Source organism: Saccharopolyspora sp. NPDC050389 (assembly GCF_040655595.1).
Classification (GTDB): Bacteria; Actinomycetota; Actinomycetes; order Mycobacteriales; family Pseudonocardiaceae; genus Saccharopolyspora.
The window spans coordinates 1-21,899 of sequence record NZ_JBFAKG010000035.1 but is presented as its reverse complement, the minus strand read 5'-3'; the positions used below and the strand labels follow the sequence as shown (position 1 = coordinate 21,899).

Below are 21,899 nucleotides of genomic sequence, written 5' to 3'. Positions count from 1 at the left end.
AGCCGTGAGCGCGACGATTCTGGACGGCAAGGCCACCAAGGACGCGATTTTCGACGAGCTGCGGCCGCGGGTCGCCCGGCTCACCGAGCTGGGACAGGCCCCCGGGCTGGCCACGGTGCTGGTCGGCGATGACCCGGGTTCGCAGTCTTACGTGCGCGCCAAGCACAACGACTGCGCCAAGGTCGGCATCAAGTCGATCCGCAAGGACCTGCCCGCCGACGTCAGCCAGGCCGACGTCGAGGCGGTGCTGGACGAACTCAACGCCGACCCGGCCTGCACCGGCTACATCGTGCAGCTGCCGCTGCCCAAGCACCTCGACGCGGGCCCGCTGCTGGAGCGCATCGCACCGGAGAAGGACGCGGACGGGCTGCACCCGATCAGCTTGGGACGCCTGGTGCTCGGCGAGGAGGCGCCGTTGCCGTGCACGCCGCGCGGCATCATCGAGCTGCTGCGCCGCTACGACGTGCCGCTGAACGGCGCGCAGGTCGCCGTCGTCGGCCGCGGCATCACGGTCGGCCGCCCGATCGGCCTGCTGCTCACCCGGCGCAGCGAGAACGCCACCGTCACGCTCTGCCACACCGGCACCAGGGACCTCGCCGAAGAGGTGCGCCGCGCGGACATCGTCATCGCGGCGGCCGGCAAGCCGCACCTGATCACGGCCGACATGGTCAAGCCGGGCGCGGCGGTGCTGGACGTCGGTGTGAGCCGCACCGATGCCGGGCTGGCCGGCGACGTGCACCCGGATGTCGTGCAGGTCGCCGGGTTCGTGTCGCCCAACCCCGGCGGTGTCGGGCCGATGACCCGCGCGATGCTGCTGTCCAACGTCGTCGAGGCCGCGGAGCGCAACGTCGGCTGATTCGTGCCGGGTGGTTTCGCGTGGAACCACCCGGTTTTGGCCCACCACCACGGGAGGAACGGCGTGAGCGAACGGTTCGGCGGCAGGTCGCGCCTGTCGGTGCACGTGCCGTTCGGCCTGGTGCTGCTGATCGCGCTGATCGGGCTGCTGCTGGTCGCGCTGGGGCATTGGCGGCGGGGTTCGGTGCTGCTCGGCGTCGCGCTGCTGATCGCGGCGGCGATGCGCGCCGTGATCCCGTCGGAGCGGACGGGGCTGCTGACGATCCGCAGCCGCGCCGTGGACGTCCTGGTCTACAGCGGGTTCGGCTTGGTGATCATCGCAGTGGCGATGACCATCAAGGGCGGACTGCTGGGCTGAGCGCCCGTAGGCTTGCTCGTCGTGCGCATCGACCACCGGGCGGATGAGCCGGTTCGTTCCGGAATCCCGGAACACGGCCGGATTCCGCGCTACTACGCGGCGAAGATCGAGCTGCTCGAACTGGTCGAGGAGCTGGGCGAAGGAGCCGCGCTGCCCGCGGAGCGGGAGCTCGCCGAGCGGTGCGGGGTCTCACGGGTGACGCTGCGGCAGGCCGTCACCGAGCTGGTGCTCGAAGGCCGGCTGATGCGGCGGCAGGGCAGCCGCACCGTCGTGGCGCCGCCGAAAATCGTGCAGCCGCTGGCGTTGGCCAGCTACACCGAGGGCGTTCGGGCGCAGGGCAAGGAGCCCGGCCGGACGGTGATCACCGTCGAGCCGCGGTCGGCCGATCCGCGCTTGGCGGCGGATCTCGGGCTGGCACCAGGGGACGAAGTGGTGCACCTGGAGCGGGTGCTGCTGGCCGATGGCGAGCGGGTCGGGCTGGAGTCGAGCTACCTGCCGAGGCAGCGTTTTCCGGAGCTGCTGGGGGAGTTCGACCCGACCGGTTCGCTGTACGCGTTCCTGCAGGAGAAGCTGGGCGTGCGGTTCGGCGAGGCCGAGGAGCGCATCGAGACGGTGCTCGCGACGCCGCGCGAAGCGCTGCTGATCGGCACCAATCCGGCGACGCCGATGATCCTGCTGCACCGGCGCTCGTGGACGCCGGACGGCGAGCCGATCGAGCGGGTCCGCTCCCTGTTCCGCGGCGACCGCTTCAGCCTCGTCACCCGCCTCCGCGACTGAAATCCCCTCGGGCGGCCGGGTTTCCGCTGGTGAACACCCGTGCGTACTTTTGGTCGCTATAGCAACCAAAAGTACGCACGGCAGCTGACCAGGCCGAACCTTTCTCCTGGCGCATCGAAAATAACGAATAGATAACTGATCTAGTCCTTCTGGTGGTGTTCACCTGGGGTTCGCCGGGCCTGCACTGGCTATTCGTCGGCGGCCGCGAGCGTGTGCGACGTGCGAGTTCTGATTGTTGGCGGCGGCGTGCTGGGCACCATGCACGCGCTGCGGGCCCTGGAACGGGGCCACGAAGTGGTGCACCTGGAGCGCGAGGCCGAGGCCCGTGGCGCCTCGGTCCGGAACTTCGGGCTGATCTGGGTCAGCGGCCGGGAAGCCGGCCCGGACCTGGAGGTCGCGATGCGCGCCCGCCAGGACTGGGAGCGCATCGCAGCGGACGTGCCCGAGCTCGGCTTCCGCGGCAACGGTTCGCTGACCGTGCTCCGCACGCCGGCCGAGCTGGCGGTCGCCGAGGACTTCGTCGCCCGCCCGGACGCCGCCGAGCGCGGCACGAAGCTGCTGGACGCAGCCGAGGCGAGGACGCTGAACCCGGCGCTGCGCGGCGAGATGCTCGCTGCGCTGTGGTGCGAGCAGGACGGCGCCGTCGAGTCGCGGATCGCGCAGCCCGCGCTGCGCGCGCACCTCGCCAAGACCGGCCGCTACGCATGGCTGCCCGGCCGCGAGGTTCGCGACGTCGCCGAGGGCTGGGTGCGGGATGACACCGGCGAGCGGCACGAGGCCGACGTCGTGATCCTCTGCACCGGCGCGGCCCTCGGCGGTCTGGTCCGGGAATTGCGGCCGGAGCTGCCGGTGCGTCGGGTGCGGCTGCAGATGATGCAGACCGATCCGCTCGGCGAAACCCTGACGACCTCGGTCGCCGACGCCGACAGCATGCGCTACTACCCCGGCTACCGCGGGGCGTCGCTGGACGCGCTCAACGCCGCCGAGTCGCAGCCGGAGGTGGCGGCGGACAACGGCATGCAGCTGCTGATGGTGCAGCGAGTCCACGGTGGACTGACCATCGGCGACACCCACGAGTACGAGGCGCCGTTCGCCTTCGACGTCCACGAAGATCCCTACGAGCACCTCAAGCAGCGCGCCGAGGAACTGCTCGGCCGTCCGCTGCCGCGGATCGCCCGCCGCTGGGCCGGGGTTTACGCGCAGACCGCGGACAAGTCGCGCGTCGTACACCGCGAGCAGGTGCTGCCTGGCGTCTGGCTGGTGACCGGGCCCGGCGGGCGCGGCATGACCGGTTCTCCGGCGATCGCCGCCGACACCTGGCGGGAGATCGACGCATGATCAAGCTGGTAGTGCTGGACATGGCCGGCACCACGGTGGCCGACGACGGCCTGGTCGAGCGGGCGTTCACGCAGGCGATCGGCGAGGTCGGCATCGCCGGGAGCGCCGCCGCGTTCCCGGGCATGCTCGACTACGTCCGCCGCACCATGGGCGAATCGAAGATCACCGTCTTCCGGCATCTGCTGGGCGGCGACGAAGGCCTTGCGCAGCAGGCGAACCAGGCCTTCGAGCGGGCGTACGCCGAACGCGTCGCCGACGGCGGCTGCCGGGAGATCGACGGTGCCGCGGCGGCGATCCGGCGGCTGCGCGACAACGGCGTCAAGGTCGCCCTGACCACCGGTTTCTCCGAGACGACGCAGCACCAGATCCTCGACGCGCTGGGCTGGGGCGGGCTGACCGACCTGACCCTGACCCCGGCGCAGGCCGGCCGCGGCCGGCCGTTTCCCGACATGGTGCTCACCGCCCTGCTGCGGCTGGGCATCGATGACGTGCGCGAGGTCGCCACCGCCGGCGACACCGCTTACGACGTGCGTTCCGGCCTGCGCGCCGGGGCGTCGATCGTCGCGGGTGTGGTCACCGGCGCGCACGGACGCGCCGCGTTCACCGATGCCGGTGCCACCCACATCCTCGAATCCGTCCGGGAACTCCCCGAACTCGTACTGCCAGCAAAGGAAGATCAGCCGTGAAACGCATCAGCCGACTGGTCGTCGGACTCGCCGCGGTGGGCCTGCTCTCGGCGTGCGGGCCGAGCGCGGCCGAGCAGGGCGGCGAGTCCGACGAGCTCGTGTTCGCCGCCGTTCCGTCGGAGGAATCGGCCAGCCTGCAGCAGGATTACCAGCCGGTGCTGGACCTGCTGGCCAAGGAGACCGGCAAGAAGATCACCTTCCAGAAGGCCACCGACTACGCCGCGATCATCGAGGGCCAGCGCGCCGGGAAGATCGACATCGCGAAGTACGGGCCGTTCTCCTACGTGCTGGCCAAGAAGCAGGGCGTGCCCGCGAACGCGGTCGCCGGCCAGGTGGAGGCGAAGGGCGAGCAGCCCGGCTACCGCTCCTACGCGATCACCCGCCCGGACAGCGGGATCAAGTCGCTGGCCGACTTCCGCGGCAAGAAGGTCTGCTTCGTCGACCCGACCTCGACCTCCGGCTACCTGTACCCGAAGGCGGGCCTGCTGCAGGCGGGCATCAACCCGGACACCGACGTGCAGCCGATCTTCGCCGGCGGCCACGACGCCTCCGCGATCGCCGTCGCCAAGGGCGATTGCGACGCCGGGTTCGCCTACGACAGCATGGTCGACCGGCAGCTGATCCAGAAGGGCCAGCTGCAGCCCGGCCAGCTGACCGCGGTGTGGAAGTCGGTGGTGATCCCCGGCGACCCGGTGGCCATCTCCGACGACCTGGACCCGGCGCTGAAGGAGAAGATCACCGCCGCGCTGCGGGACAAGGCCAACAGCGATTACCTGAGCGCCAACGGGTTCTGCACCGGCGAGTGCAAGATCGGCGACGTCGACGGGTACGGGTTCGCCCCGGTCGACGACGCCTTCTACAACGGCATCCGCGAGGTCTGCGACGTGACTAAGGACAAGCAGTGCCAGTGATCGCCTTCGACCAGGTCAGCAAGTCGTTCGGCAGCGTGCAGGCGCTGGACGAGGTGTCACTCGATGTGCAGCGAGGCGAGGTCGTCGTGCTGCTCGGGCTTTCCGGATCGGGCAAGTCCACGCTGCTGCGCCACGTGGACGGGCTGCAGCGCGCGACCTCCGGAAGCGTCCGCGTGCTCGGCGAGGACGTCGGTGCGCTGCGCGGATTCCGCCTGCGAGCGCTGCGCCGCCGGGTCGGGTTCGTGTTCCAGCAGTTCCACCTCGTCGGATCGCTGACGGTGCTGGAGAACGTGTGCACGGGCGCGCTGGGCAGCCTGCGCGGCCCGCGGCTCGGCCTCTTCTCCTATCCGAAGCGGATTCGCTACGCCGCGATGGAGCAGCTGGAGCGGGTCGGCCTCACGCATCAGGCGTTGCAGCGCGCGGACACCCTTTCCGGCGGGCAGCAGCAGCGGGTCGCGGTGGCGCGGGCGCTGCTGCAGAAGCCGGAGGTCCTGCTCGCGGACGAGCCGGTCGCGTCGCTGGACCCGGATTCGGCGGCGCAGGTGATGAACCTGATCGCGGAGATCGGCCGGGAGGACGGGCTCACCGTGCTCTGCAGCCTGCACCAGGTCGACCTCGCGTTGAGCTGCGGGCATCGGATCGTCGGGCTGCGTTCCGGGCGCGTCGTGCTGGACACCCCGGTCGACGGGCTGAGCCGGGACGCGGCGATGGGGATCTACGCCAAGGTCGGATCGGCCGAACTCGCGACGACGGGGTGAATTCCGTGACCACGACAGCAGAAGCGCCGGCCCGCCCGACCGCGTCGGCGCCGCACCGCCGGACGCTGGCCCGGCCTCGTCCGGAGGGCGCGGCGGCGGCACTGGTCGTGTTCGCCCTGCTCGGGGCCTCGATCTGGGCGTTCAGCGACCTGCGGCTGAACCTGGCGACCATTGTGGACGGGTTCGGCAACGCGGCGGACTTCGCGGCCCGCACGCTGCCGCTGGACTTCCCGCCGATCGGCGAACTGCTCGGGCTGGCCGGGCAAACGCTGGCGATCGTGGTCTGCGCGACGCTGGTCGCGTCGCTGATCAGCGTGCCGGTGGCGGTGCTGGCGGCGCGCAACACCACGCTCGGCGGCGCCGGCCGGTTCGGCGCGCGCGTGGTGATCGTGGTGGCCCGCGCCGTGCCGGACGTGGTGTTGGCGATCGTGTTCTTCCGGATGTTCGGCTTCGGCGGGCTGACCGGCGTGCTCGCCATGGGCCTGCACTCGGTCGGCATGATCGGAAAGCTGTACGCGGACGCCATCGAGCAGGTCGACGAGGGGCCGCGCACCGCGATCCGCGCGGCCGGCGGCACCAGGCTGCAGCAGCTGGTCAGCGGCGTTCTGCCGCAGGTGCTGCCGTCGTTCGTGGCGACCTCGCTGCACCGGCTGGACATCAACCTGCGGGTGTCGGTGGTGCTCGGTTTCGTCGGCGTCGGCGGACTGGGGCAGGCGATCGCGGATTCGCTGCGCACCCTCGACTACCAGCGCGGGATGGCGTTGGCGTCGGTGGTGTTCCTGCTGTGCGTGCTGGTCGAAATCGTGTCCGGATCTATCCGCCAGGCGTTGCTGGGCGTGCGCGAGGAGCGGCCCGGCGGGGTGCTCGCGGCGCTGACCGGGCGCAAGCCCGGCGTGCGGGTGCCGCTTCAGCGGAGCGCCGGGCTCGTGAGCGGTGACTCCGGTTCTTACCGGAACGAGCACTCACGACCGTCGATCAGTCCTCAGTGGACGGCGGCCCGGCTGCGGCGCACCGGCTACTGGCTGCTGACCGCCTTGATCGTGGCCGCGTCTATCTGGGGCGCGGACATCTCGTTCGCCCAGTTCGAGCGCGCGATCACCAACTTCGGCCCGACGCTGGCGCTGTTCTGGCCGCCGGAAACCGGTGGCATCCTCGGCGAGCTGCTGGGCGAGCTGCTGGTGACCGTCCAGATCGCGCTGGCCGCGACGCTGATCGGCGCGGTGCTGGCGCTGCCGATTGGAGCGCTGGCGGCGGCCAACGTGGCGCCGAGCCCGGCAGTGGCGAAGTTCTTCCGCGGCGTGGTGCTTGCGGTTCGCGGTGTGCCGGAGCTGGTGCTGGCCATCGTGTTCGTGGTGATCACCGGGCTCGGCGCGGTCGCGGGCGCGTTCGCGCTGGGCGTCGGATCGGTGGGCCTGCTCGGGAAGCTCGTCGCGGATTCGCTGGAGGAGGTGGATCGCGGCCGCGAGCAGGCGCTGCGCGCGACCGGTGCGAACCGGCTCCAGGTGTTCTTCGCGGCGACGGTGCCGCAGGCGGCCCCGGCGTTCGTGGCGCACGTCCTGTACCAGCTGGACACCAACCTGCGCTCGGCGACGCTGCTGGGCCTGGTCGGCGCGGGCGGCATCGGCTACTACCTGCTGAACGCCTCGCGGGTCCTGGAATTCGGCGTGGTCACAACGGTTCTGCTGCTCACCTTCGCGGTGGTGATGCTCGTCGAGCTGCTAGCCCTCTGGCTTCGCAAGGTCCTCCACGCCTGACCGGGCGTTTCCGCTGGTCACGGGCCGTGCGCGTTTTGTGTCGCTATAGAGGCTGTTTCCAAACTCGATCTGCGTGGCGGTGCGGGTGGCGGAACCTCAGGCGCCTTCTCGCTGTGGGATCCCCGACATCATGAATGCCAATTCACCACGTCGGGGCTGTCCTCGCGAGAAGACACCTGAGAACCCGCGGCGGTGCAAGCGGCGTGGGTGGGCTAAGCGGCTGCGCGGCTTCAAAGACAAAGCCCCGCGTTACCACATCCGCACGTCACCACATCCAAAACAGGCGCTATAGCAGCACAAAACACTCACGGCCCGTGACCAGGCACGACGTATCCGGGCTCACTCCCACCAGAAGGACCAGGTGCGGCGGCCGCGGATCTCCTGGGCGTAGGCCTCGATGGTGCCCGTCTCCTGCAGGATCCGGTCCGGGCAGAAGGTCCAGTGCTCCGCGGCGACGGCCGCGGCGTGGTCCGGGTCCTGCGGCGGCGCCGCGACGCTCAGGTCCAGCCGGTCCGGGCCGAGGCGCAGCATGCGCGCCCCGAACCGCTCTTCCCAGCTGCGGGCCATCGCCGAGAGCCCGGCCGTGCGCGACACGTGGTTCGCCGCGCCGGACCAGCCCAGCGCCGTCAGCACGTCCGCGCCGCGCCGCACCGGCACGAGCGCGAGCCGCGTGTCGGCGTCGATGAAGCGCGGCAGCTGCTGGTTGGCCAGGACGTCCGGATCCGCCAGCAGGTTCCCGCCCTGCGCCGGCCCCGGGCAGTCGTATTCGAACGGCGCCAGCACTTCCAGGTCGTACGCCGGGCCGAGCTCGTCGTCGGCCTGCACCAGGCCGTCCCAGATCCGGGCCATCACGTCGACCACCCGCCAGCGGTCGATGTGTTCGAGCGGTTCCGGCGGCACGACGCCGACCGTGCACCGCTCCCCGTAAACCTCGTCGCTGTCGCACAGCAGCAGTGGCCACAGCCCGGTGATGCGATGCTCGGCGCGAAGGGCGGCGACGAGCTGCGGAGCCGGAGCGGCGTCGCTGATCCAGCACAGCGGGTTGGGGTTATCGGTGAGGGTGGTCTGCTCGGTCAGGACCTCACCGGGCGGTAGCGGGACGGAAACCCCTGTACCGGTGCCGAAAACCGCGGACAGGTCGGCAGGAGCCCCCGCTTGCCGGTCGTCTCGCAACACTTCACCGCCTCCTAGCCAAACACCCCTCGTCGCGGACCACCTTAGAGCCTGGCCTCGACCGGTTTCGCGTGGCGGTGCGCAGTCTGCGGCCGTCAAGCCCCGGCGCCATCCGGGGAAAGTCCGGGGACGAGCAGGATTCGCCCGGTCTGGGTGCCCGAGATGTGCAGGTCGAGCGCGCGCGCCGCGGATTCCAGCGGCAGCCGCGTGGCGACCAGCGGCCGCAACTGTCCACTGGCGACCATTCGGAGCAACCCGGCCAGATCCGTCCGGAACTGCGCGTTCGACTTGACGTAGTACGTGCGGGCGCGCCGGCCGCCGGTGCGCCCGAGCAGCCGCGCCAGCTCCCACCGGGCGAGCCGCCGGGTCAGGCCCAGGTAGGGCAGCCACCACGGTCCGGCGTCGTGCAGCGTCGCCGAGCTGCCGTAGGCGTGCAGGGAGCCGCCGGGCGCAAGGAGTCGCCATGACCGGTCCAGGCTCGCCGGGCCGAGCGGGTCGAAGATGGCGTCCACGCCGCCGGGCGCGAGCTCGGCCACGCGGGCGCTGACGTCCTCGGTGCGGTGGTCGATCAGCTCGATGCCGATGTCCCGCAGCGCTTCGTGCCGGCGCGCGGAGGCCGTCCCGATCATTCGGGCGCCGGCGGCGACGCCGAGCTTCGCCAGCAGGGTGCCGACGCCACCGCCAGCGCCGTGCACCAGCACCGTCTGTCCACTTCGGATCTTCGCGGCGCGGTGCAGCAGCTGCCAGGCCGTGACGCCGTTGAGGATCACCGCCGCCGCATCGGTGGCATCGACCTCGTCCGGCACGGAAACCAGTTCGCCGTCCCGGATTTCGGCGTACTCGGCCCACGCGCCGGTGCGCGGCATGGCCGCGACCCGCTGGCCCGGCCGCCACCCGGTGACCGACGAGCCGACCGCGACGACCTCGCCGACCAGGTCGTAACCGGGCACGAACGGGAACTTCGGCTGGGCCGGGTAGCGCCCGCGCAGCATCTGGACCTCGGCGAAGGACACCCCGGTGGCTTCGACCCGGATCAGCACGCCGTGCGGTCCCGGCGCGGGTGGCGCGCTGCGCCGCGTGGTGACGACCTCGGTCCCGCCGAGGCCGGTCAGCACGACCTCGGTTCCGGTGGTGGGGATGCTCATGACGCCTCCGTGTTACGAGCTGTCGCGTTAGTTAGAGCTTCTAACGCAACTATGAGCCTGTTACGGTGGAGGTGTCAAGTGGAGAGGACGGGTCATGGACGCAGCGCCACGCAGCCCGCGAGAGCGGTTCCGGGAGCAGACCCGCAACGAGGCCAAGCGGGTCGCGCTCGACCAGCTGGCCGAATCAGGGCCGGCGGGGATCTCGGTGAACGCGATCGCGAAACGGATGGGCATCACCGGCCCAGCGCTGTACCGGTACTTCGAGAACCGGGACGCGCTGCTGACCGATCTGATCGTGGACGCCTTCAACGACCTCGGCGACGCGATGGAAGCCGCGGCGCAAGCGCACCGCCGCAAGGCGCCGGCGGCGAAGGTCCGCGAGCTCGGCGCGCGGTTCAGGGCCTGGGCGCTGGAGCAGCCGCACCGCTACCTGCTGCTGTTCGGCACGCCGGTGCCGGGCTTCCGGGCCCCGGAGCTCACCATCGGCCTCGCCGACCGGGCGCTCCGGCCGCTCCTCGACGCGGTCGCCGACCTGGCGCCCGACGGGCTGCCCGCGGAGCGCACCGCGTTCGACCGGCAGCTCACCGCTTGGCATGAGCGACGTGGCGGGTCACCGCTCCCGCCGGTCGTCCTGCAGCGCGGGCTGCAGGCGTGGTCGCGGATGCACGGCCTGATCAGCCTCGAAGTGGAGGGGCAATTCGTCGGGATGCGCGTCGACCCGGAACCGCTGTTCCGGGCGGAGCTGGAGTCGATAATCGACCAGCCCTGGCAGTGAGCCGCGCGCCGACTCCTCGGGGGCGCCTCGGCTGGGGGAGTTCTGGAGCTGCGAGGCGACGCCCGGGGGAGCCGCGCCGGCGAGAAGCGCCGGCCGTGTCTTGCGGGTCAGTCCCCTTCCCGGGGACGGGGCGCCTCGATCGAGCAATCGCTGCCCGGGTAAACCAGGCCCTCGTGGCCGTCCTTGAACCGGACCTTGTACGGCGGGGCGCCATCCTCGCCGCGGACCTCCAGGATCTCGGCGATCTGGTCGGCCTCGTCGACGTGCCTGCTGTGCACGTGCAGTTGATCACCAACGGCTGCTTTCATCACCCATCACCTCCGCGGTCCCAGACTAAGTGACCGGGGCCACACCGCGCATCGGGTGCGCCGCGGAGGTGCGGGCGGCGACCTCAGCTGCCGATCTGCGAGCAGGTGGTGGTCACCTGCTGGTACCGCTCGAGCTGGGCGGTGGTCCACTCCGCGCTCGACTCCAGCGTGATCTCGCCGGAGGCGACGCGCTGCACGGACTGCTCGACTTCGAGCAGGTTCTGGCGCAACGTCTGGTCGGCCGTCTGCTCGGCCAGCTTGCGCAGCTCCTCGGCCTTCGCCTCCGCGTCGGCCTTCGCCTGTTGCGGGTCGGCGAAGTTGGGCATGAAGCTCGCGACGTTGATCGCCTGCGCGCAGGCCGACACCGCATCCAGGTTCTGCTGCGCCTGCTGGATCTGCTCGTCGGCGTTCTGCAGGCCCTGCCGGACCTCCTGGACCTCACCGCACGCGGCGAGGCCGGCCAGCAGCGGCAGCGACAGGGCGGCCACCACGAACCTCTTTCGAGCTCGCATCTTCCCTCCGGGGCTTCGGGCGGCACCGAAGTGGTGCCGCTCTTGTACCCTATCGACCCCGGAACGAGCGATGGGCGAAATGTCGCATCCAGCGGGCGCGAGATCGACTAATTCCCGTGGATTCGGGTGCGGGACCGGTTCAGGACGGGACGATCCAGGCCATGATCTCGGGCGGCAGGTCGAGCTGGGCGAGCCACGGAGCCGCGCCGATCCGGAAGAGGACGACCGCGCTCAGCACCACGGCGGCGATCGTCAGGCCCGGGCCGACGAGCACCATCTCCACCTTGCCGCCGGTGCGCATCCGCATTGCCTTCGGCGGGGCCACCGGGTACCAGGTCTTGCCGCTCAGCGGCACCGGCCAGAGCATCGGGCAGCCTTGCTCGGTGATCGCGTCGCCGATGAAGTGCGCGACGCAGCCGATCATCACCGCCACCCCGAAGGCCGCGGCGTTGGTGGGCTGGTCGCCGGCCCAGGCCCAGCAGGCGAGGGTGAGCAGCACCGAGGCCACGGTGATCATCAGCGCGTCCTTGCTGGACGACCAGGTGTGCATGAGCCCGCGGACCGCGAGCCCGGCGAAGAAGAACATCAGCACGCCGAGCGCGGCGCCCTCGCTGGTCTGCACGATGGCCGTGGTGATCAGCCCGGCGAGCACGGCGAAGACGACGGTGTGGGTGAAGCCGCGGTGGGTGCCCTCCCGGTTGCTGTCGTGCTTGGTGCGGGTCATCCGGTAGACGAAGCCGCTGAAGCCGCTGATCCCGGCCGACGCGCCGCGCGAGACGGCGCCGAAGGTGCTGGCCACCGTCGACTTGGGGTGATCGATGTCGGGCAGCAGCGCGGCCCCGGCGGACAGAGTGGCCCCGACCACCCAGGTCTTCGGGGATAATTGCCCTAACGCGTGAGTGTCGGCCAGGGCGGTGACTGCCGCCCAAGCGGCCACCCCGCTCATCGCGTGCGTCGGTCCGGTAGCCACGGTCCCCCTCCAAGATCGGCCAACCAAAGATCGCTCGGTCGGGTGTCGAGCGTAGAAGAAGATCACGACACCTGGTCGCGTCGCCGAACAGTGGCGCATCGCGCGTCCGCCGGGGTGGTGGCGGATGACGGGGGCAAGGCACAATCGAAGCCGATAGCAGTACGCTTGTACCGCTTGCATTCTCGCGAGAGGAGCACCCCGCCACATGAGCAAGATCAAGGTCCAGGGCACCGTAGCCGAGCTCGACGGCGATGAGATGACCCGGATCATCTGGTCCTTCATCAAGGACAAGCTGATCCACCCCTATCTGGACATCAACCTCGACTACTACGACCTCGGCATCGAGCACCGGGACGCCACCGACGACCAGGTCACGGTCGACGCGGCCAATGCCATCGCCAAGCACGGCGTCGGCGTGAAGTGCGCCACCATCACGCCGGACGAGGCCCGCGTGGAGGAGTTCGGCCTGAAGAAGATGTGGCGGAGCCCGAACGGGACGATCCGCAACATCCTCGGCGGCGTCATCTTCCGCGAGCCGATCGTGATCTCCAACATCCCGCGCTACGTGCCGACGTGGACGAAGCCGATCGTCATCGGCCGTCACGCCCACGGCGACCAGTACAAGGCCACCGACTTCAAGGTCCCCGGCCCGGGCACCGTCACCGTCACCTACACGCCGGAAGACGGCGGCGAGCCGATCGAGTTCGAGGTCGCCAAGTTCGGTGCGGACGGCGGCGTCGCGATGGCGATGTACAACTACCGCAAGTCGATCGAGGAGTTCGCGCGCGCGTCCTTCCGCTACGGCCTCGACCGCGGCTACCCGGTCTACATGTCGACCAAGAACACGATCCTCAAGGCCTACGACGGCATGTTCAAGGACGTGTTCCAGGAGATCTTCGACAGCGAGTACAAGGCCGCGTTCGACGCCAAGGGCATCAGCTACGAGCACCGGCTGATCGACGACATGGTCGCCAGTGCCCTGAAGTGGGAGGGCGGCTACGTCTGGGCCTGCAAGAACTACGACGGTGACGTGCAGTCCGACACCGTGGCGCAGGGCTTCGGCTCGCTGGGCCTGATGACCTCGGTCCTGATGACCGCCGACGGCACGGTGGAGGCCGAGGCCGCGCACGGCACGGTCACCCGCCACTACCGCCAGCACCAGCAGGGCAAGCCCACCTCGACCAACCCGATCGCGTCGATCTTCGCGTGGACCCGCGGCCTGCAGCACCGCGGCAAGCTGGACTCGACCCCGGAGGTCGTCGGCTTCGCCGACACGCTGGAGAAGGTCGTCATCGAAACCGTCGAGAGCGGCAAGATGACCAAGGACCTGGCACTGCTGGTCGGAGGCGACCAGGCGTTCCAGACCACCGAGGAGTTCCTCGCGACGCTGGACGAGAACCTCCAGAAGAAGATGGCCAACCGCTGATCTTCTGCACCGCGAACGCCGCTCCCCAGCAGGGGAGCGGCGTTTTCCGTTTCCGGGCGCGATTTCCGGCGGAGCGCCCGGCGTTCGCAAGTGCCGGTCAGGGTTCGATGCCCTCGACGAGCAACGTCAGGAAGCGGTCGATGCTGTTCGGGCTGTGCTCGCTCGCCCACGAGATCGACGCCACCAGCAGCAGGAGCTCGTCCGCCCGGAGATCGGCGCGCACCTCGCCGGCCTGTTGGGCGCGCACCAGCAACTGTTCTCCAGCGTCCCGCATCGCATGGCAGGACGCGTAGAGCCGGGACTCCTCGTCGTTCAGCGTTGCCATCACCGAGGCGGGCAGGCCCTGGTACCTGTTCGACGACTTCGCGAATTCTCGCAGCCAGGTGATCAGCGCGGTGTGCGGCGACTTCGCGCTCAGCAGGTCGGCGCTCATCTCGCACAGCGTGGCGAAGCGGTCGTGCAGCAGCGCTTCGAGCAGCGCGTCTCGCGTCGGGAAGTGCCGGTAGAGGGTGCCGATGCCGACTCCGGCGCTGCGCGCGATCTCCTCCAGCGAAGCGTCGGTTCCGCGCTCGCGGAAGGCGGCCTCGGCTTCCGCGAGCAGTCGTTCGTAGTTCCGGCGCGCGTCGGCCCGCATCGGGCGTCGCTCGGTCGTCATGTCCTCACCCATCGGAAACTCGTTGCCAACCGGAGGCTGCCTCCGTATCCTCAACCGGAGGATGCCTCAGCTTAATCGGAAGGCGGCAGAACATGTCCCACGCGCAGCACGACCCGGGCCGGCTCGGAATCTGGACGTTCGCGTTCGACCCGCATCCCGCCGCGCGGGTCCGCGATGCCGCCGCGGAACTGGAGGACCTGGGTTACGGCGCGGTGTGGTTCGGCGAGGCGTTCGGCCGGGACGCGGTGTCCCAGGCCGCGCTGCTGCTCGGCGCGACGAAGAGAATCGTCGTGGCGACCGGTATCGCGAACATCTACCTGAGGGATCCGATCACCACGGCAGCCGCCGAACGCTCGCTCGGCGATCAGCACCCCGGCCGGTTCGCGCTCGGCCTCGGCGGACATCGGGTGTCCGGCTCGCCGACCGCCTTCGCCGGCTATCGCATCCCCTTCAGCGGCAAGCCGGTGTCGAGCATGCGCGACTACCTCGACAACCTCGACGAGGTTCCGCTCAACGCCGCCGCGGCAGCAGTGCCGCCCCGGCGACTCCTCGCCGCGCTGGGGCCGAAGATGCTCGACCTGGCCGCCGAACGCACCTGGGGAGCGCACACCTACTTCGTGCCCGTCTCGCACACTGCGATGGCGCGTGAGCGCATGGGCTCGGGCGCGTACCTCGCGGTCGAGCAGGCCGTCGTGCTCGACCCGGACCCGGAGCGGGCTCGTCGGACGCAGCGCGAGCACGTCGGCGGTTACCTGCAGGCCCCGCACCAGCGCAACAACATGCTGCGGCTCGGCTTCGACGAGGCCGACCTCGCCGACGGCGGCAGCGACCGGCTGGTCGACGCGATCGTCGCCAGCGGCGTCGAGAACATCGCCGAACGGGTGCGGGAGCACTTCCAGGCCGGTGCCGACCACGTCTGCCTGCAGGTGCTGACAGCGACGCCCGGCGAACTGCCGATGCCGGAGTGGCGCGAGCTGGCGGCGCTCGCACAGGAGTGATGGGCGCGCTCAGGGCGCGAAGGCGCAGAACTCGTTGCCTTCAGCTCTGGTCATCGCCACCGATGGTGTCGCCGTCTCATTCATTTGCGAGCAGATGCGGCCCATCGCCGACTTGTCACGTGCGGATCGGCTTGTGGACGGATTGTTGTCGGTACCTCGTGGTTGGGTCGCCGATGATCGTCCGCCCAGCGCGAGGAGGTATCTGCCTGATGACCGAAGTCGATGCGACACCGGATCCGCGGCCGCACCTGAGTGCCGCGCTCGACCAGACCGAACACCAGATCAACGCGATTGGGAACGCCGACCTGGGCCTGCCCACACCGTGTGCCGAGTACGACCTGCGGACACTGCTGGCTCACCTCGTCGCTGTCCTGCGCAAGCTCACGTCCCTCGGCAACGGCGAAGGCATGACCCATGTGAAAGATCCGGCCGACGACCACACCGACAACTGGGGTGACACGTTTCGCAGCGCTCGTGCCGACCTCGAACAGGTCTGGAAGCCCGACTCGGCACTCGGCAAGAGCTACACCCTGTCCTGGGCAACGCTGACCGGACATGAGCTGCTTGAGGCGTACACGCACGAATTCACCGTCCACGCCTGGGATCTCTCCCGAGTTACCGATCGGGGCAACGACCTTGACCCGGTCCTGGCCGAGGCTGCCCTCGACTGGTTCACCCGCAACCTCGCGGCGGAGGACCGCAGCGAGGGGGGACCGTTCGCACCGGCCGTGGCGGTCGCCGACGACGCCGACGTGTACCTCCGGCTCGCCGCTTTTGTGGGCCGACCGGTGTAGATGTTGACGAGCGGACCCAGGGTTGAAGCTGGCCCGCAAAAAGGGTCACAACTGGAGTATTGCCTTCGGGGTCGGCGAGGATGTCCCAGCCGATCTCCTCGTCCCTGGCGCGGACCAGGGTCGCGCCCAGCGCGAGCAGCTCGTCGCGGTCGCCGATGACGTCCAGGTGCATCCGGTTCTTGCCGTTCTTCGGCTCCCGCACCGGGTTGAGCCAGATCAGCGGCCCGACGCCGGCCGGGTCGACGATCGGCACCGGCCAGTCGGCGGGGCGGTCGTCGGCGTCGGTGAGGCTGTCCCGGCGGACGTAGCCGATCGCCCGGCACCACCAGTCCGCCAACGCCTGGTGGTCGAGCGCGTCCAATGCGAGGTCCTTAAAGCGTGCGGGTATGCGGGAACCAACCGGATTACCGCGCGCGCACGAGCGCCAGGCGGGCGACACCCGAGGCGCTGAACCGGGCGTGCCGACGGGTGGCTTGGGGTTCCGCGGCCGCCGCCGGGCCGGTTATAGCTGGATTGACCGTCCCGGACCAGGAGGTATGCCGTGTTCCTGTTGCCTCGTCCGTTGTTGCTCGTCGGTGCCGGTGTGCTCGGGGTGAGCTACCTGGTTGGCACCGGCCAGGCCGGTATCGGCGCCGGCGAGCCCGGGCCGTGCACCTTCCACGTCACCGCCGACGTCCTCAACGTCCGCTCCGGGCCAGGTTCCGGGGAGAACAAGGTCGGCAAGCTGGGCCACGGCGAGGAGGTGACGGCGACGCCCAACGTGGTCGGCGGTTTCCGCGATCTGGGCGACGCGCGTTGGGTGGCCGCCGAGTTCCTGGCGCCCGTGCCGGGCAGCTCCTGCGATCCCTGACGGAACCGGTGAGCGACGCGCATCGTTGGACTCCTGGGACGTTTTCGAACGGACGGGAGAGCCGATGCCGTACCAGTACAAGGTCGTGGAGCTCCGGGAGAAGTGGCTCGGCGGCAAGATGTCGGGCGACAAGCTGGAGCGGGTGCTCAACGACTACGCCGCCGAGGGCTGGCAGCTGAAGGCGATCACCGGGGCGGACGTCAAGGGCCGGCTCGGCCCGGGCGGCGTCGAAGGTCTCCTGGTCACCTTCGAGCGCCAGGCGTGAGGCGGGGCGGTGCTCGGCCGCTTCCGAGGGTCGGCTAAGCTGATCCTCGCAAGCGGCCGAGCCGCTCGGCGCGATTAGCTCAGCGGGAGAGCACTACCTTGACACGGTAGGGGTCACTGGTTCAATCCCAGTATCGCGCACCAGCTCCACTCGAACCCTGTCGGTGATCTTAACCGGCAGGGTTTCGTCGTTCTGGCGGTGATCGCGGGCCTGCGGCCGATTAGATGTCCACTGTGGATTCGGCGGGTCGACGTGTCGACTTGTTGCCCGATGGGGAACCTGTCCTGTTCTGTCGGTGACTGTGCGCATCGGCCTGATTACGTTGGTTCAGACCAACATCCCCGAGCCCCGAGGTGGACATGCGCAGCAGGGCGATCACGGCAATGGCGCTGGCGCTGGCGGCGATGGTCCCCGGCGTCGCCAGCGCCGGGAATCCCGCGCAATTGGCGGATCCGCCGCCCGCCAACTGGCAGGAGCACTGGTTCGAGCATGACGAGAACCTGCGGCTGATCGACTACAACGACACCGTGGCGCTCTACTTCGACCAGGACGTCGACCCGGCCGCGCGGGAATGGCTGATGCCTTACCTGACGTCGATGTGGCAGTACTCGCAGCAGACCTACGGCAACTCCGGCAACCAGATGACGGCCGACCGGCTGTACTCGATCCACCACGAGGGCAAGTACTCCGGCGGCCATCCGTCGACCGTCTACAACGAGTCGCACGACTTCCGCAACGTCAGCGACGTCGGCGGCGAGAACTGGACCACGCCGCAGTACGAGCTCGTGACGCACGAGGCGGGGCACGTCGTCGAGAGCATCGCCGCCGGGAAGCACGGCTCGCCCGCATTCGGCCTGTGGGGCGACAGCAAGTGGATGGAGTTCTACATCTACGACGTCTACAAGTCGCTCGGAATGACAGCCGAGGCGGAAGACTTCTACAACCGGATGACCGCCGACGGCCACGTGGACGACTTCCCGCGCGCTGGCACGTACTGGTTCCGCGACTGGTTCCACCCGCTGTGGCGCGACCACGGCGGCGCCCAGGTGATGGTGCGCTACTTCGACCTGCTGGGGCGGTACTTCCCGGCTTCCGGCGAGGAATTCGCCCGCGACATGAACTGGGGCGAGTTCGTGCACTTCATGAGCGGCGCGGCCGGGGTGAACCTGAAGGGTCTTGCGACCGAGGCGTTCGGCTGGCCCGCGGACTGGGAGGCCCAGTTCGTCCAGGCACAGCGCGACTTCCCGGACATCCGGTACTCCTGACGCCGCTCCGCGCGGCTGCCCGGTCCCGTCACCTCACGCGATCGGGTAGCCGTGCGCCCGGCCCCGGCTAACCTGAAACAACTGTCACTTTTCGGGTTCTCGGCCGTTGCCGAAACGTGTCCATTGAGGACCGTTATCTTCTTTGATCTAGGCGTCGTTACCGATGTCGCGCAGTGGCCACACTTTGTAGTGACCCGGTGCGATATTTCCTTCCAGTGCTGGTAGAGATCTTATTCGGACGGTCGGAAAACCGATCGCCGATCCCGAAGAAGTTTCTGTCTGGAGGGGTTTGTAATGACGCGTGCTCGCTGGATGTTGGGTGCTATCGGTGCCCTGGCTGCGATTTCTCTCGTGCCGGCGGGAGCCCAGGCCGCTTCGGTTCCTTCCCCGGCGTACCCCGGGGCGGAGATCAGCAGCGTCGTCGACGGGTCCCGATGGGTCGACTTCGGCAGCGACTCGGTGGTCAAGACCGCCCCGTTCGGCGTCTTTGGCGAGGCCGACAAGTGGGTCGTCTCCGACCGGTTCGACGGCAGCTGGACCATTCGGAACCAGCAGACGAACCGTTGTGTGCAGGCCAACGCGGAGGGCGGGCCGCAGGTCCTCTCCCTGCCGTGCCAGCCCGGAAACCCGAGCCAAGACTGGGTTTTCGCGCGGGACGAAGGTGGCTGGATCATCAGCCCGAAGCTGGACCAGGACGTCGCGGTGGCCGTCGAGCCGCACGCTCCGGTGGGGACCTGGCTGAAGCTCGAACCGCGCTGGCAGTCGTTCGGCAACACGAACGTCTTCCGGTTCGACGCCTGAAGCTGATCCGGCCGGCCCCGCCGGGGCCTAAGTAGCAGCCCGCTGATCCGACGTGCGCAGTCGTCGGGTCAGCGGGTTTCGTCATGGGCATGGAGCGGACACCGTGGACGGCATGTCGCCCGAAAGGTGATCACTATTTGGAGTGATCAAGATGTTCGGATCCTCCTCCGAATGCCATTGCACCGGTAGGTTTCTGTTGCCCCCCATTTCGGGGTTGCGGATTCCAGGGCGCCCAGGTGGTTTTCAAATCCGATCGCCGCGGGGCACCGGGACGGCACGAAATCGATTGGTCTACGAAGGGAATCGGTTGATGAGTACTGCGAAGCAGACGCTCGCCGCGGCCGCTGTCGCGTTGCCGCTGCTGCTGGTGGCGTCCGGCACGGCGCTGGCGGCCAACGGGCACTCGGTGAGCCCGCCGAAGGCCTCCTGGATCGTGAAGCAGACCCAGGAGCAGGCCGAGCAGAACCACACGGTGCAGAACAACATCAACGTCTCGCCGATCACCCAGGTCAGCAACGGTGGCAAGGGTGAGCAGGCGGCGCTGACCTTTACCCAGCAGAACAACTACAACGGCACCGAGCAGACCGAGGGCGAAATGCAGGTCGAGGACTAGCCTCGGCGAATCCGCGCGAGCACCGCGACGGAGACAGGTGGAGATGAAAAAGTGCTTGGCCCGGCGACAGGATCGCCGGGCCAAGCATTCTTCAGGTGCGGGAGGACTGAGCTAGCGAGGGGGCCGCTATCGTCACCAGTCTTCCTGCACGGCGACCTCGGTCTGGTCGGTGTCGGCGTCGTTGGACTGGTTGTTCCAGCTCGCCGAGTTCGCTTCACCGCTGCCCACGTTGAACGTGTACTGCGTAGGCACGTTCACGTTGGCCTGGTCGGTGCTGGCGTCCTGGTCCTGGTCGATTTTCTGGTCATCGCTCTTCTGGCACTTGTTGCTGTGGCAGGGCTTGCCGTGCCCGTGACCGCCGTCGTCGGCCAGCGCCATTCCCGGGGCACCGAGCATGAGGGGGAGCCCCAGAGCGGTTGCAGCAATGACGCGCTTGGCAGAAAGCATAACTTAAATCCCCTTCGTACTTGCTTTAGTGGATGACGCCGCAAGGAATCCTTTGCCGACTTTGCGTTGGGCTGAATCGGCAGCGGATTCCCATCGGGTTTTGAAACCCTGCCGCAGCGGGGTCGTCTAAAACATAGCGTGGCCGGATAGCCGCGCAACCCGAGATTTTGATCGCTCACCTCATCTGATGATCTCGATCGGAGTTCTCGCGCCGTGGGGCACCTGACGGAGATCTTCGTCAGAGGCAAGGCATTGCGCAGTGCAGCAGCACGCTGCTTGGCGGTGTCGAGACGATCACGCGATCGGCAGGTCGTGCCCGGTTGGGGGCGCGTCGTGACTACGTTCCGTCCGCCGGCCCCGGCCTGCATTCAATTTGCGCGGCACCGGCGTCGTCGCGGCCGGCGAGTACTCGAAATTGAAGAATGATGTGAAACTCCGTCGCCTCTTTTCGGGTTGGGACACTGGCGGGTTAATGATGCCTACCCGGCGTCGCCGAGTGGTCCGGCGCCGTCGCCGAATCGGAGCGGCCGATCGCCGCGGTGGATCGGCAGGGAGTGAATTCGCCGCCCGGTGGTGGCTGGCCGTAGCGATTACCGCTTCGAGGGAGCCCGATAGGTGATCGTTTGTAGTTCGCGCGGAGAGATCGTTCGGGGTGCGGTAAAGAGGACGGGGGCTTTCTTTCTGGTTCGGACGGAGGATGCAGGAAATGACCGATTCCCGGTTGCTCGGCCGCGGTGCCGTCAGCATCGTTTTCGCTGCTGCGGTACTGGTTCCAGGAGTTGCTTCGGCCACGTCCGACGACGGTGCGGGGCAGAGCACGCTGAAGCTGACGGTGACGGAATCCCAGAAATCCCGAACGGTCACGCTGACCTGCGATCCGGCGAGCGGAGAGCATCCGCGCGCGTCCGATGCGTGCGAGGAGTTGCAACAAGTGGACGGGAAGTTCGAGCGGTTGGACCCGGGAGAGCCGAAGACCTGCACCAAGGAGAGCCGTCAGGTGAGCGCGTCCGCGGAGGGCACCTGGCGCGGTCAGCCGGTCGGCTACCAGGTGAAGCTGGCCAATCCTTGCGCGCTGAAGGCCGCGACCGGTTCCGTGTTCGACTTCTGATCATCCGCGCCGCCCCTGCGTCGTCGGCGCACCCCAGGGATTGCCGAAAGGCAAGGAGTGCAGCGTAAAAGTCGCCGTCCGTGGTCGCGCACGCCACGTGGCGGAACCAAGGCGGGATCGCATTTGCGGGGCGTGACTCTGGCCCTTCGGCCCGCCTGCGCCGCACTCGTGCAGTGGCTTCACCGGCAGGCCCGGTGAAGCCACTGGTTCCTTTTCCGGTGGCGTTATTCCCGGCGAACCACAGCAGAACGTCGGGGAGCGGAATTAAAATACCGCCACCGCGGGGTTGTGGTTTGGGTTAAGGGGGAGCGACGGGAGCGGGGTGGGCGGGGCTGGGGGCAGGGGGGGGCCCGCGGG

At 69.0% G+C, this 21,899-nt stretch carries 25 protein-coding genes, 1 tRNA gene and 1 pseudogene; 19 read left to right on the top strand and 8 right to left on the bottom strand.

Translation table 11 applies throughout. The features are described from left to right. Positions 1 to 4: 4 nt before the first annotated feature. The 8 genes from AB0I53_RS23090 (at position 5) to phnE (ending at position 7,437) form a co-directional block, all read left to right on the top strand. Complete coding sequence (locus AB0I53_RS23090; protein WP_358606414.1) at positions 5 to 856, top strand: bifunctional methylenetetrahydrofolate dehydrogenase/methenyltetrahydrofolate cyclohydrolase; 852 nt, start codon at positions 5 to 7, stop codon at positions 854 to 856. Positions 857 to 919: 63 nt separating this feature from the next. Beyond that, positions 920 to 1,213, top strand: a complete 294-nt coding sequence (locus AB0I53_RS23085) for a DUF3017 domain-containing protein (RefSeq protein WP_358606411.1) — start codon at positions 920 to 922, stop codon at positions 1,211 to 1,213. Between the two features lie 21 nt (positions 1,214 to 1,234). Then, on the top strand, positions 1,235 to 1,990 hold the full coding sequence (locus tag AB0I53_RS23080) for a GntR family transcriptional regulator (protein ID WP_358606408.1): 756 nt from the start codon (positions 1,235 to 1,237) through the stop codon (positions 1,988 to 1,990). Between the two features lie 219 nt (positions 1,991 to 2,209). Further along, entirely contained in the window at positions 2,210 to 3,328 is a 1,119-nt protein-coding gene (locus AB0I53_RS23075) for a TIGR03364 family FAD-dependent oxidoreductase (protein ID WP_358606406.1), read from the top strand. Continuing rightward, on the top strand, positions 3,325 to 4,014 hold the full coding sequence (locus AB0I53_RS23070; RefSeq protein ID WP_358606403.1) for a phosphonatase-like hydrolase: 690 nt from the start codon (positions 3,325 to 3,327) through the stop codon (positions 4,012 to 4,014). The genes AB0I53_RS23075 and AB0I53_RS23070 overlap by 4 nt, the downstream gene beginning before the upstream one ends. Continuing rightward, positions 4,011 to 4,925 carry a phosphate/phosphite/phosphonate ABC transporter substrate-binding protein gene (locus AB0I53_RS23065; protein WP_358606401.1) on the top strand — a complete coding sequence of 305 codons (915 nt, stop codon included), beginning with the start codon at positions 4,011 to 4,013 and terminating at the stop codon, positions 4,923 to 4,925. The genes AB0I53_RS23070 and AB0I53_RS23065 overlap by 4 nt, the downstream gene beginning before the upstream one ends. Beyond that, positions 4,916 to 5,683 carry a phosphonate ABC transporter ATP-binding protein gene (gene phnC / locus AB0I53_RS23060; protein ID WP_358606398.1) on the top strand — a complete coding sequence of 256 codons (768 nt, stop codon included), beginning with the start codon at positions 4,916 to 4,918 and terminating at the stop codon, positions 5,681 to 5,683. Before AB0I53_RS23065 ends, phnC begins: the two co-directional genes overlap by 10 nt. A 5-nt stretch (positions 5,684 to 5,688) precedes the next feature. Continuing rightward, positions 5,689 to 7,437, top strand: a complete 1,749-nt coding sequence (gene phnE, locus AB0I53_RS23055; RefSeq protein ID WP_358606395.1) for a phosphonate ABC transporter, permease protein PhnE — start codon at positions 5,689 to 5,691, stop codon at positions 7,435 to 7,437. Between the two features lie 339 nt (positions 7,438 to 7,776). Here phnE and AB0I53_RS23050 read toward each other — a convergent pair whose 3' ends face one another. Next, the gene (locus tag AB0I53_RS23050; RefSeq protein ID WP_358606392.1) at positions 7,777 to 8,613 is read right to left on the bottom strand and encodes a DUF4253 domain-containing protein; all 837 of its coding nucleotides are present in this window, start codon (positions 8,611 to 8,613) and stop codon (positions 7,777 to 7,779) included. A 92-nt stretch (positions 8,614 to 8,705) separates the two neighbouring features. Further along, positions 8,706 to 9,755 carry a medium chain dehydrogenase/reductase family protein gene (locus tag AB0I53_RS23045; protein ID WP_358606389.1) on the bottom strand — a complete coding sequence of 350 codons (1,050 nt, stop codon included), beginning with the start codon at positions 9,753 to 9,755 and terminating at the stop codon, positions 8,706 to 8,708. 94 nt (positions 9,756 to 9,849) lie between these two features. On the opposite strand from AB0I53_RS23045, the gene AB0I53_RS23040 reads away from it, so the two are divergent. Next, positions 9,850 to 10,530, top strand: coding sequence for a TetR/AcrR family transcriptional regulator (locus tag AB0I53_RS23040; RefSeq protein ID WP_358606386.1), 681 nt, complete (start codon positions 9,850 to 9,852; stop codon positions 10,528 to 10,530). Positions 10,531 to 10,637: 107 nt separating this feature from the next. Here AB0I53_RS23040 and AB0I53_RS23035 read toward each other — a convergent pair whose 3' ends face one another. The 3 genes from AB0I53_RS23035 to AB0I53_RS23025 all read right to left on the bottom strand — a co-directional run bounded on the left by AB0I53_RS23035 (position 10,638) and on the right by AB0I53_RS23025 (position 12,320). Next, positions 10,638 to 10,838, bottom strand: a complete 201-nt coding sequence (locus AB0I53_RS23035; RefSeq protein ID WP_358606383.1) for a DUF1918 domain-containing protein — start codon at positions 10,836 to 10,838, stop codon at positions 10,638 to 10,640. 83 nt (positions 10,839 to 10,921) lie between these two features. Further along, a complete protein-coding gene (locus AB0I53_RS23030; RefSeq protein WP_358606380.1) occupies positions 10,922 to 11,350 on the bottom strand; it encodes a hypothetical protein in 429 nt (142 codons plus the stop codon). A 139-nt stretch (positions 11,351 to 11,489) separates the two neighbouring features. After that, positions 11,490 to 12,320 carry a metal-dependent hydrolase gene (locus AB0I53_RS23025; protein WP_358606378.1) on the bottom strand — a complete coding sequence of 277 codons (831 nt, stop codon included), beginning with the start codon at positions 12,318 to 12,320 and terminating at the stop codon, positions 11,490 to 11,492. 205 nt (positions 12,321 to 12,525) lie between these two features. Here AB0I53_RS23025 and AB0I53_RS23020 point away from each other — a divergent pair, with 205 nt between their 5' ends. Further along, positions 12,526 to 13,746 carry an NADP-dependent isocitrate dehydrogenase gene (locus AB0I53_RS23020; RefSeq protein ID WP_358606376.1) on the top strand — a complete coding sequence of 407 codons (1,221 nt, stop codon included), beginning with the start codon at positions 12,526 to 12,528 and terminating at the stop codon, positions 13,744 to 13,746. 97 nt (positions 13,747 to 13,843) lie between these two features. Here AB0I53_RS23020 and AB0I53_RS23015 read toward each other — a convergent pair whose 3' ends face one another. Continuing rightward, the gene (locus AB0I53_RS23015) at positions 13,844 to 14,413 is read right to left on the bottom strand and encodes a helix-turn-helix domain-containing protein (protein WP_358606373.1); all 570 of its coding nucleotides are present in this window, start codon (positions 14,411 to 14,413) and stop codon (positions 13,844 to 13,846) included. 80 nt (positions 14,414 to 14,493) lie between these two features. Between AB0I53_RS23015 and AB0I53_RS23010 the strand changes: the two genes are divergently transcribed. Further along, complete coding sequence (locus tag AB0I53_RS23010) at positions 14,494 to 15,399, top strand: TIGR03620 family F420-dependent LLM class oxidoreductase (RefSeq protein WP_358606371.1); 906 nt, start codon at positions 14,494 to 14,496, stop codon at positions 15,397 to 15,399. Between the two features lie 209 nt (positions 15,400 to 15,608). Next, positions 15,609 to 16,193 (top strand): TIGR03086 family metal-binding protein, encoded by a 585-nt coding sequence (locus tag AB0I53_RS23005; protein WP_358606368.1) that lies wholly within the window; start codon positions 15,609 to 15,611, stop codon positions 16,191 to 16,193. A 115-nt stretch (positions 16,194 to 16,308) separates the two neighbouring features. Here the strand turns inward: AB0I53_RS23005 and AB0I53_RS23000 are convergent. Next, positions 16,309 to 16,632 (bottom strand): annotated as a pseudogene (locus AB0I53_RS23000) (VOC family protein); the annotation flags it as partial. Between the two features lie 102 nt (positions 16,633 to 16,734). Between AB0I53_RS23000 and AB0I53_RS22995 the strand changes: the two are divergent. The 6 genes from AB0I53_RS22995 (at position 16,735) to AB0I53_RS22970 (ending at position 19,987) form a co-directional block, all read left to right on the top strand. After that, positions 16,735 to 17,043 (top strand): SH3 domain-containing protein, encoded by a 309-nt coding sequence (locus tag AB0I53_RS22995; RefSeq protein ID WP_358606365.1) that lies wholly within the window; start codon positions 16,735 to 16,737, stop codon positions 17,041 to 17,043. Positions 17,044 to 17,107: 64 nt separating this feature from the next. After that, on the top strand, positions 17,108 to 17,308 hold the full coding sequence (locus tag AB0I53_RS22990; RefSeq protein WP_358606363.1) for a DUF4177 domain-containing protein: 201 nt from the start codon (positions 17,108 to 17,110) through the stop codon (positions 17,306 to 17,308). Between the two features lie 68 nt (positions 17,309 to 17,376). Further along, positions 17,377 to 17,451, top strand: a tRNA-Val gene (locus tag AB0I53_RS22985). A 216-nt stretch (positions 17,452 to 17,667) separates the two neighbouring features. Then, the gene (locus AB0I53_RS22980) at positions 17,668 to 18,573 is read left to right on the top strand and encodes a hypothetical protein (protein WP_358606360.1); all 906 of its coding nucleotides are present in this window, start codon (positions 17,668 to 17,670) and stop codon (positions 18,571 to 18,573) included. Between the two features lie 351 nt (positions 18,574 to 18,924). Further along, a complete protein-coding gene (locus AB0I53_RS22975; RefSeq protein WP_358606357.1) occupies positions 18,925 to 19,374 on the top strand; it encodes an RICIN domain-containing protein in 450 nt (149 codons plus the stop codon). 310 nt (positions 19,375 to 19,684) lie between these two features. Next, positions 19,685 to 19,987 carry a hypothetical protein gene (locus tag AB0I53_RS22970; protein ID WP_358606354.1) on the top strand — a complete coding sequence of 101 codons (303 nt, stop codon included), beginning with the start codon at positions 19,685 to 19,687 and terminating at the stop codon, positions 19,985 to 19,987. Between the two features lie 132 nt (positions 19,988 to 20,119). Here the strand turns inward: AB0I53_RS22970 and AB0I53_RS22965 are convergent, their stop codons facing one another. After that, positions 20,120 to 20,434, bottom strand: coding sequence for a hypothetical protein (locus tag AB0I53_RS22965; protein WP_358606351.1), 315 nt, complete (start codon positions 20,432 to 20,434; stop codon positions 20,120 to 20,122). A gap of 706 nt (positions 20,435 to 21,140) precedes the next feature. Here AB0I53_RS22965 and AB0I53_RS22960 point away from each other — a divergent pair. Beyond that, entirely contained in the window at positions 21,141 to 21,542 is a 402-nt protein-coding gene (locus AB0I53_RS22960; RefSeq protein ID WP_358606348.1) for an SSI family serine proteinase inhibitor, read from the top strand. The last annotated feature ends 357 nt before the right edge of the window (positions 21,543 to 21,899 follow it).

Bases quoted from the DNA above. Each gene is read 5' to 3' on its own strand.
- AB0I53_RS23070 (WP_358606403.1), top strand. From the start codon at position 3,325: ATGATCAAGCTGGTAGTGCTGGACATGGCCGGCACCACGGTGGCCGAC.
- AB0I53_RS23045 (WP_358606389.1), bottom strand. From the start codon at position 9,755: ATGAGCATCCCCACCACCGGAACCGAGGTCGTGCTGACCGGCCTCGGC.
- AB0I53_RS23040 (WP_358606386.1), top strand. From the start codon at position 9,850: ATGGACGCAGCGCCACGCAGCCCGCGAGAGCGGTTCCGGGAGCAGACC.
- AB0I53_RS23035 (WP_358606383.1), bottom strand. From the start codon at position 10,838: ATGAAAGCAGCCGTTGGTGATCAACTGCACGTGCACAGCAGGCACGTC.
- AB0I53_RS23030 (WP_358606380.1), bottom strand. From the start codon at position 11,350: ATGCGAGCTCGAAAGAGGTTCGTGGTGGCCGCCCTGTCGCTGCCGCTG.
- AB0I53_RS23020 (WP_358606376.1), top strand. From the start codon at position 12,526: ATGAGCAAGATCAAGGTCCAGGGCACCGTAGCCGAGCTCGACGGCGAT.
- AB0I53_RS23015 (WP_358606373.1), bottom strand. From the start codon at position 14,413: ATGGGTGAGGACATGACGACCGAGCGACGCCCGATGCGGGCCGACGCG.
- AB0I53_RS23010 (WP_358606371.1), top strand. From the start codon at position 14,494: ATGTCCCACGCGCAGCACGACCCGGGCCGGCTCGGAATCTGGACGTTC.
- AB0I53_RS23005 (WP_358606368.1), top strand. From the start codon at position 15,609: ATGACCGAAGTCGATGCGACACCGGATCCGCGGCCGCACCTGAGTGCC.
- AB0I53_RS22990 (WP_358606363.1), top strand. From the start codon at position 17,108: ATGCCGTACCAGTACAAGGTCGTGGAGCTCCGGGAGAAGTGGCTCGGC.
- AB0I53_RS22980 (WP_358606360.1), top strand. From the start codon at position 17,668: ATGCGCAGCAGGGCGATCACGGCAATGGCGCTGGCGCTGGCGGCGATG.
- AB0I53_RS22970 (WP_358606354.1), top strand. From the start codon at position 19,685: ATGAGTACTGCGAAGCAGACGCTCGCCGCGGCCGCTGTCGCGTTGCCG.
- AB0I53_RS22965 (WP_358606351.1), bottom strand. From the start codon at position 20,434: ATGCTTTCTGCCAAGCGCGTCATTGCTGCAACCGCTCTGGGGCTCCCC.
- AB0I53_RS22960 (WP_358606348.1), top strand. From the start codon at position 21,141: ATGACCGATTCCCGGTTGCTCGGCCGCGGTGCCGTCAGCATCGTTTTC.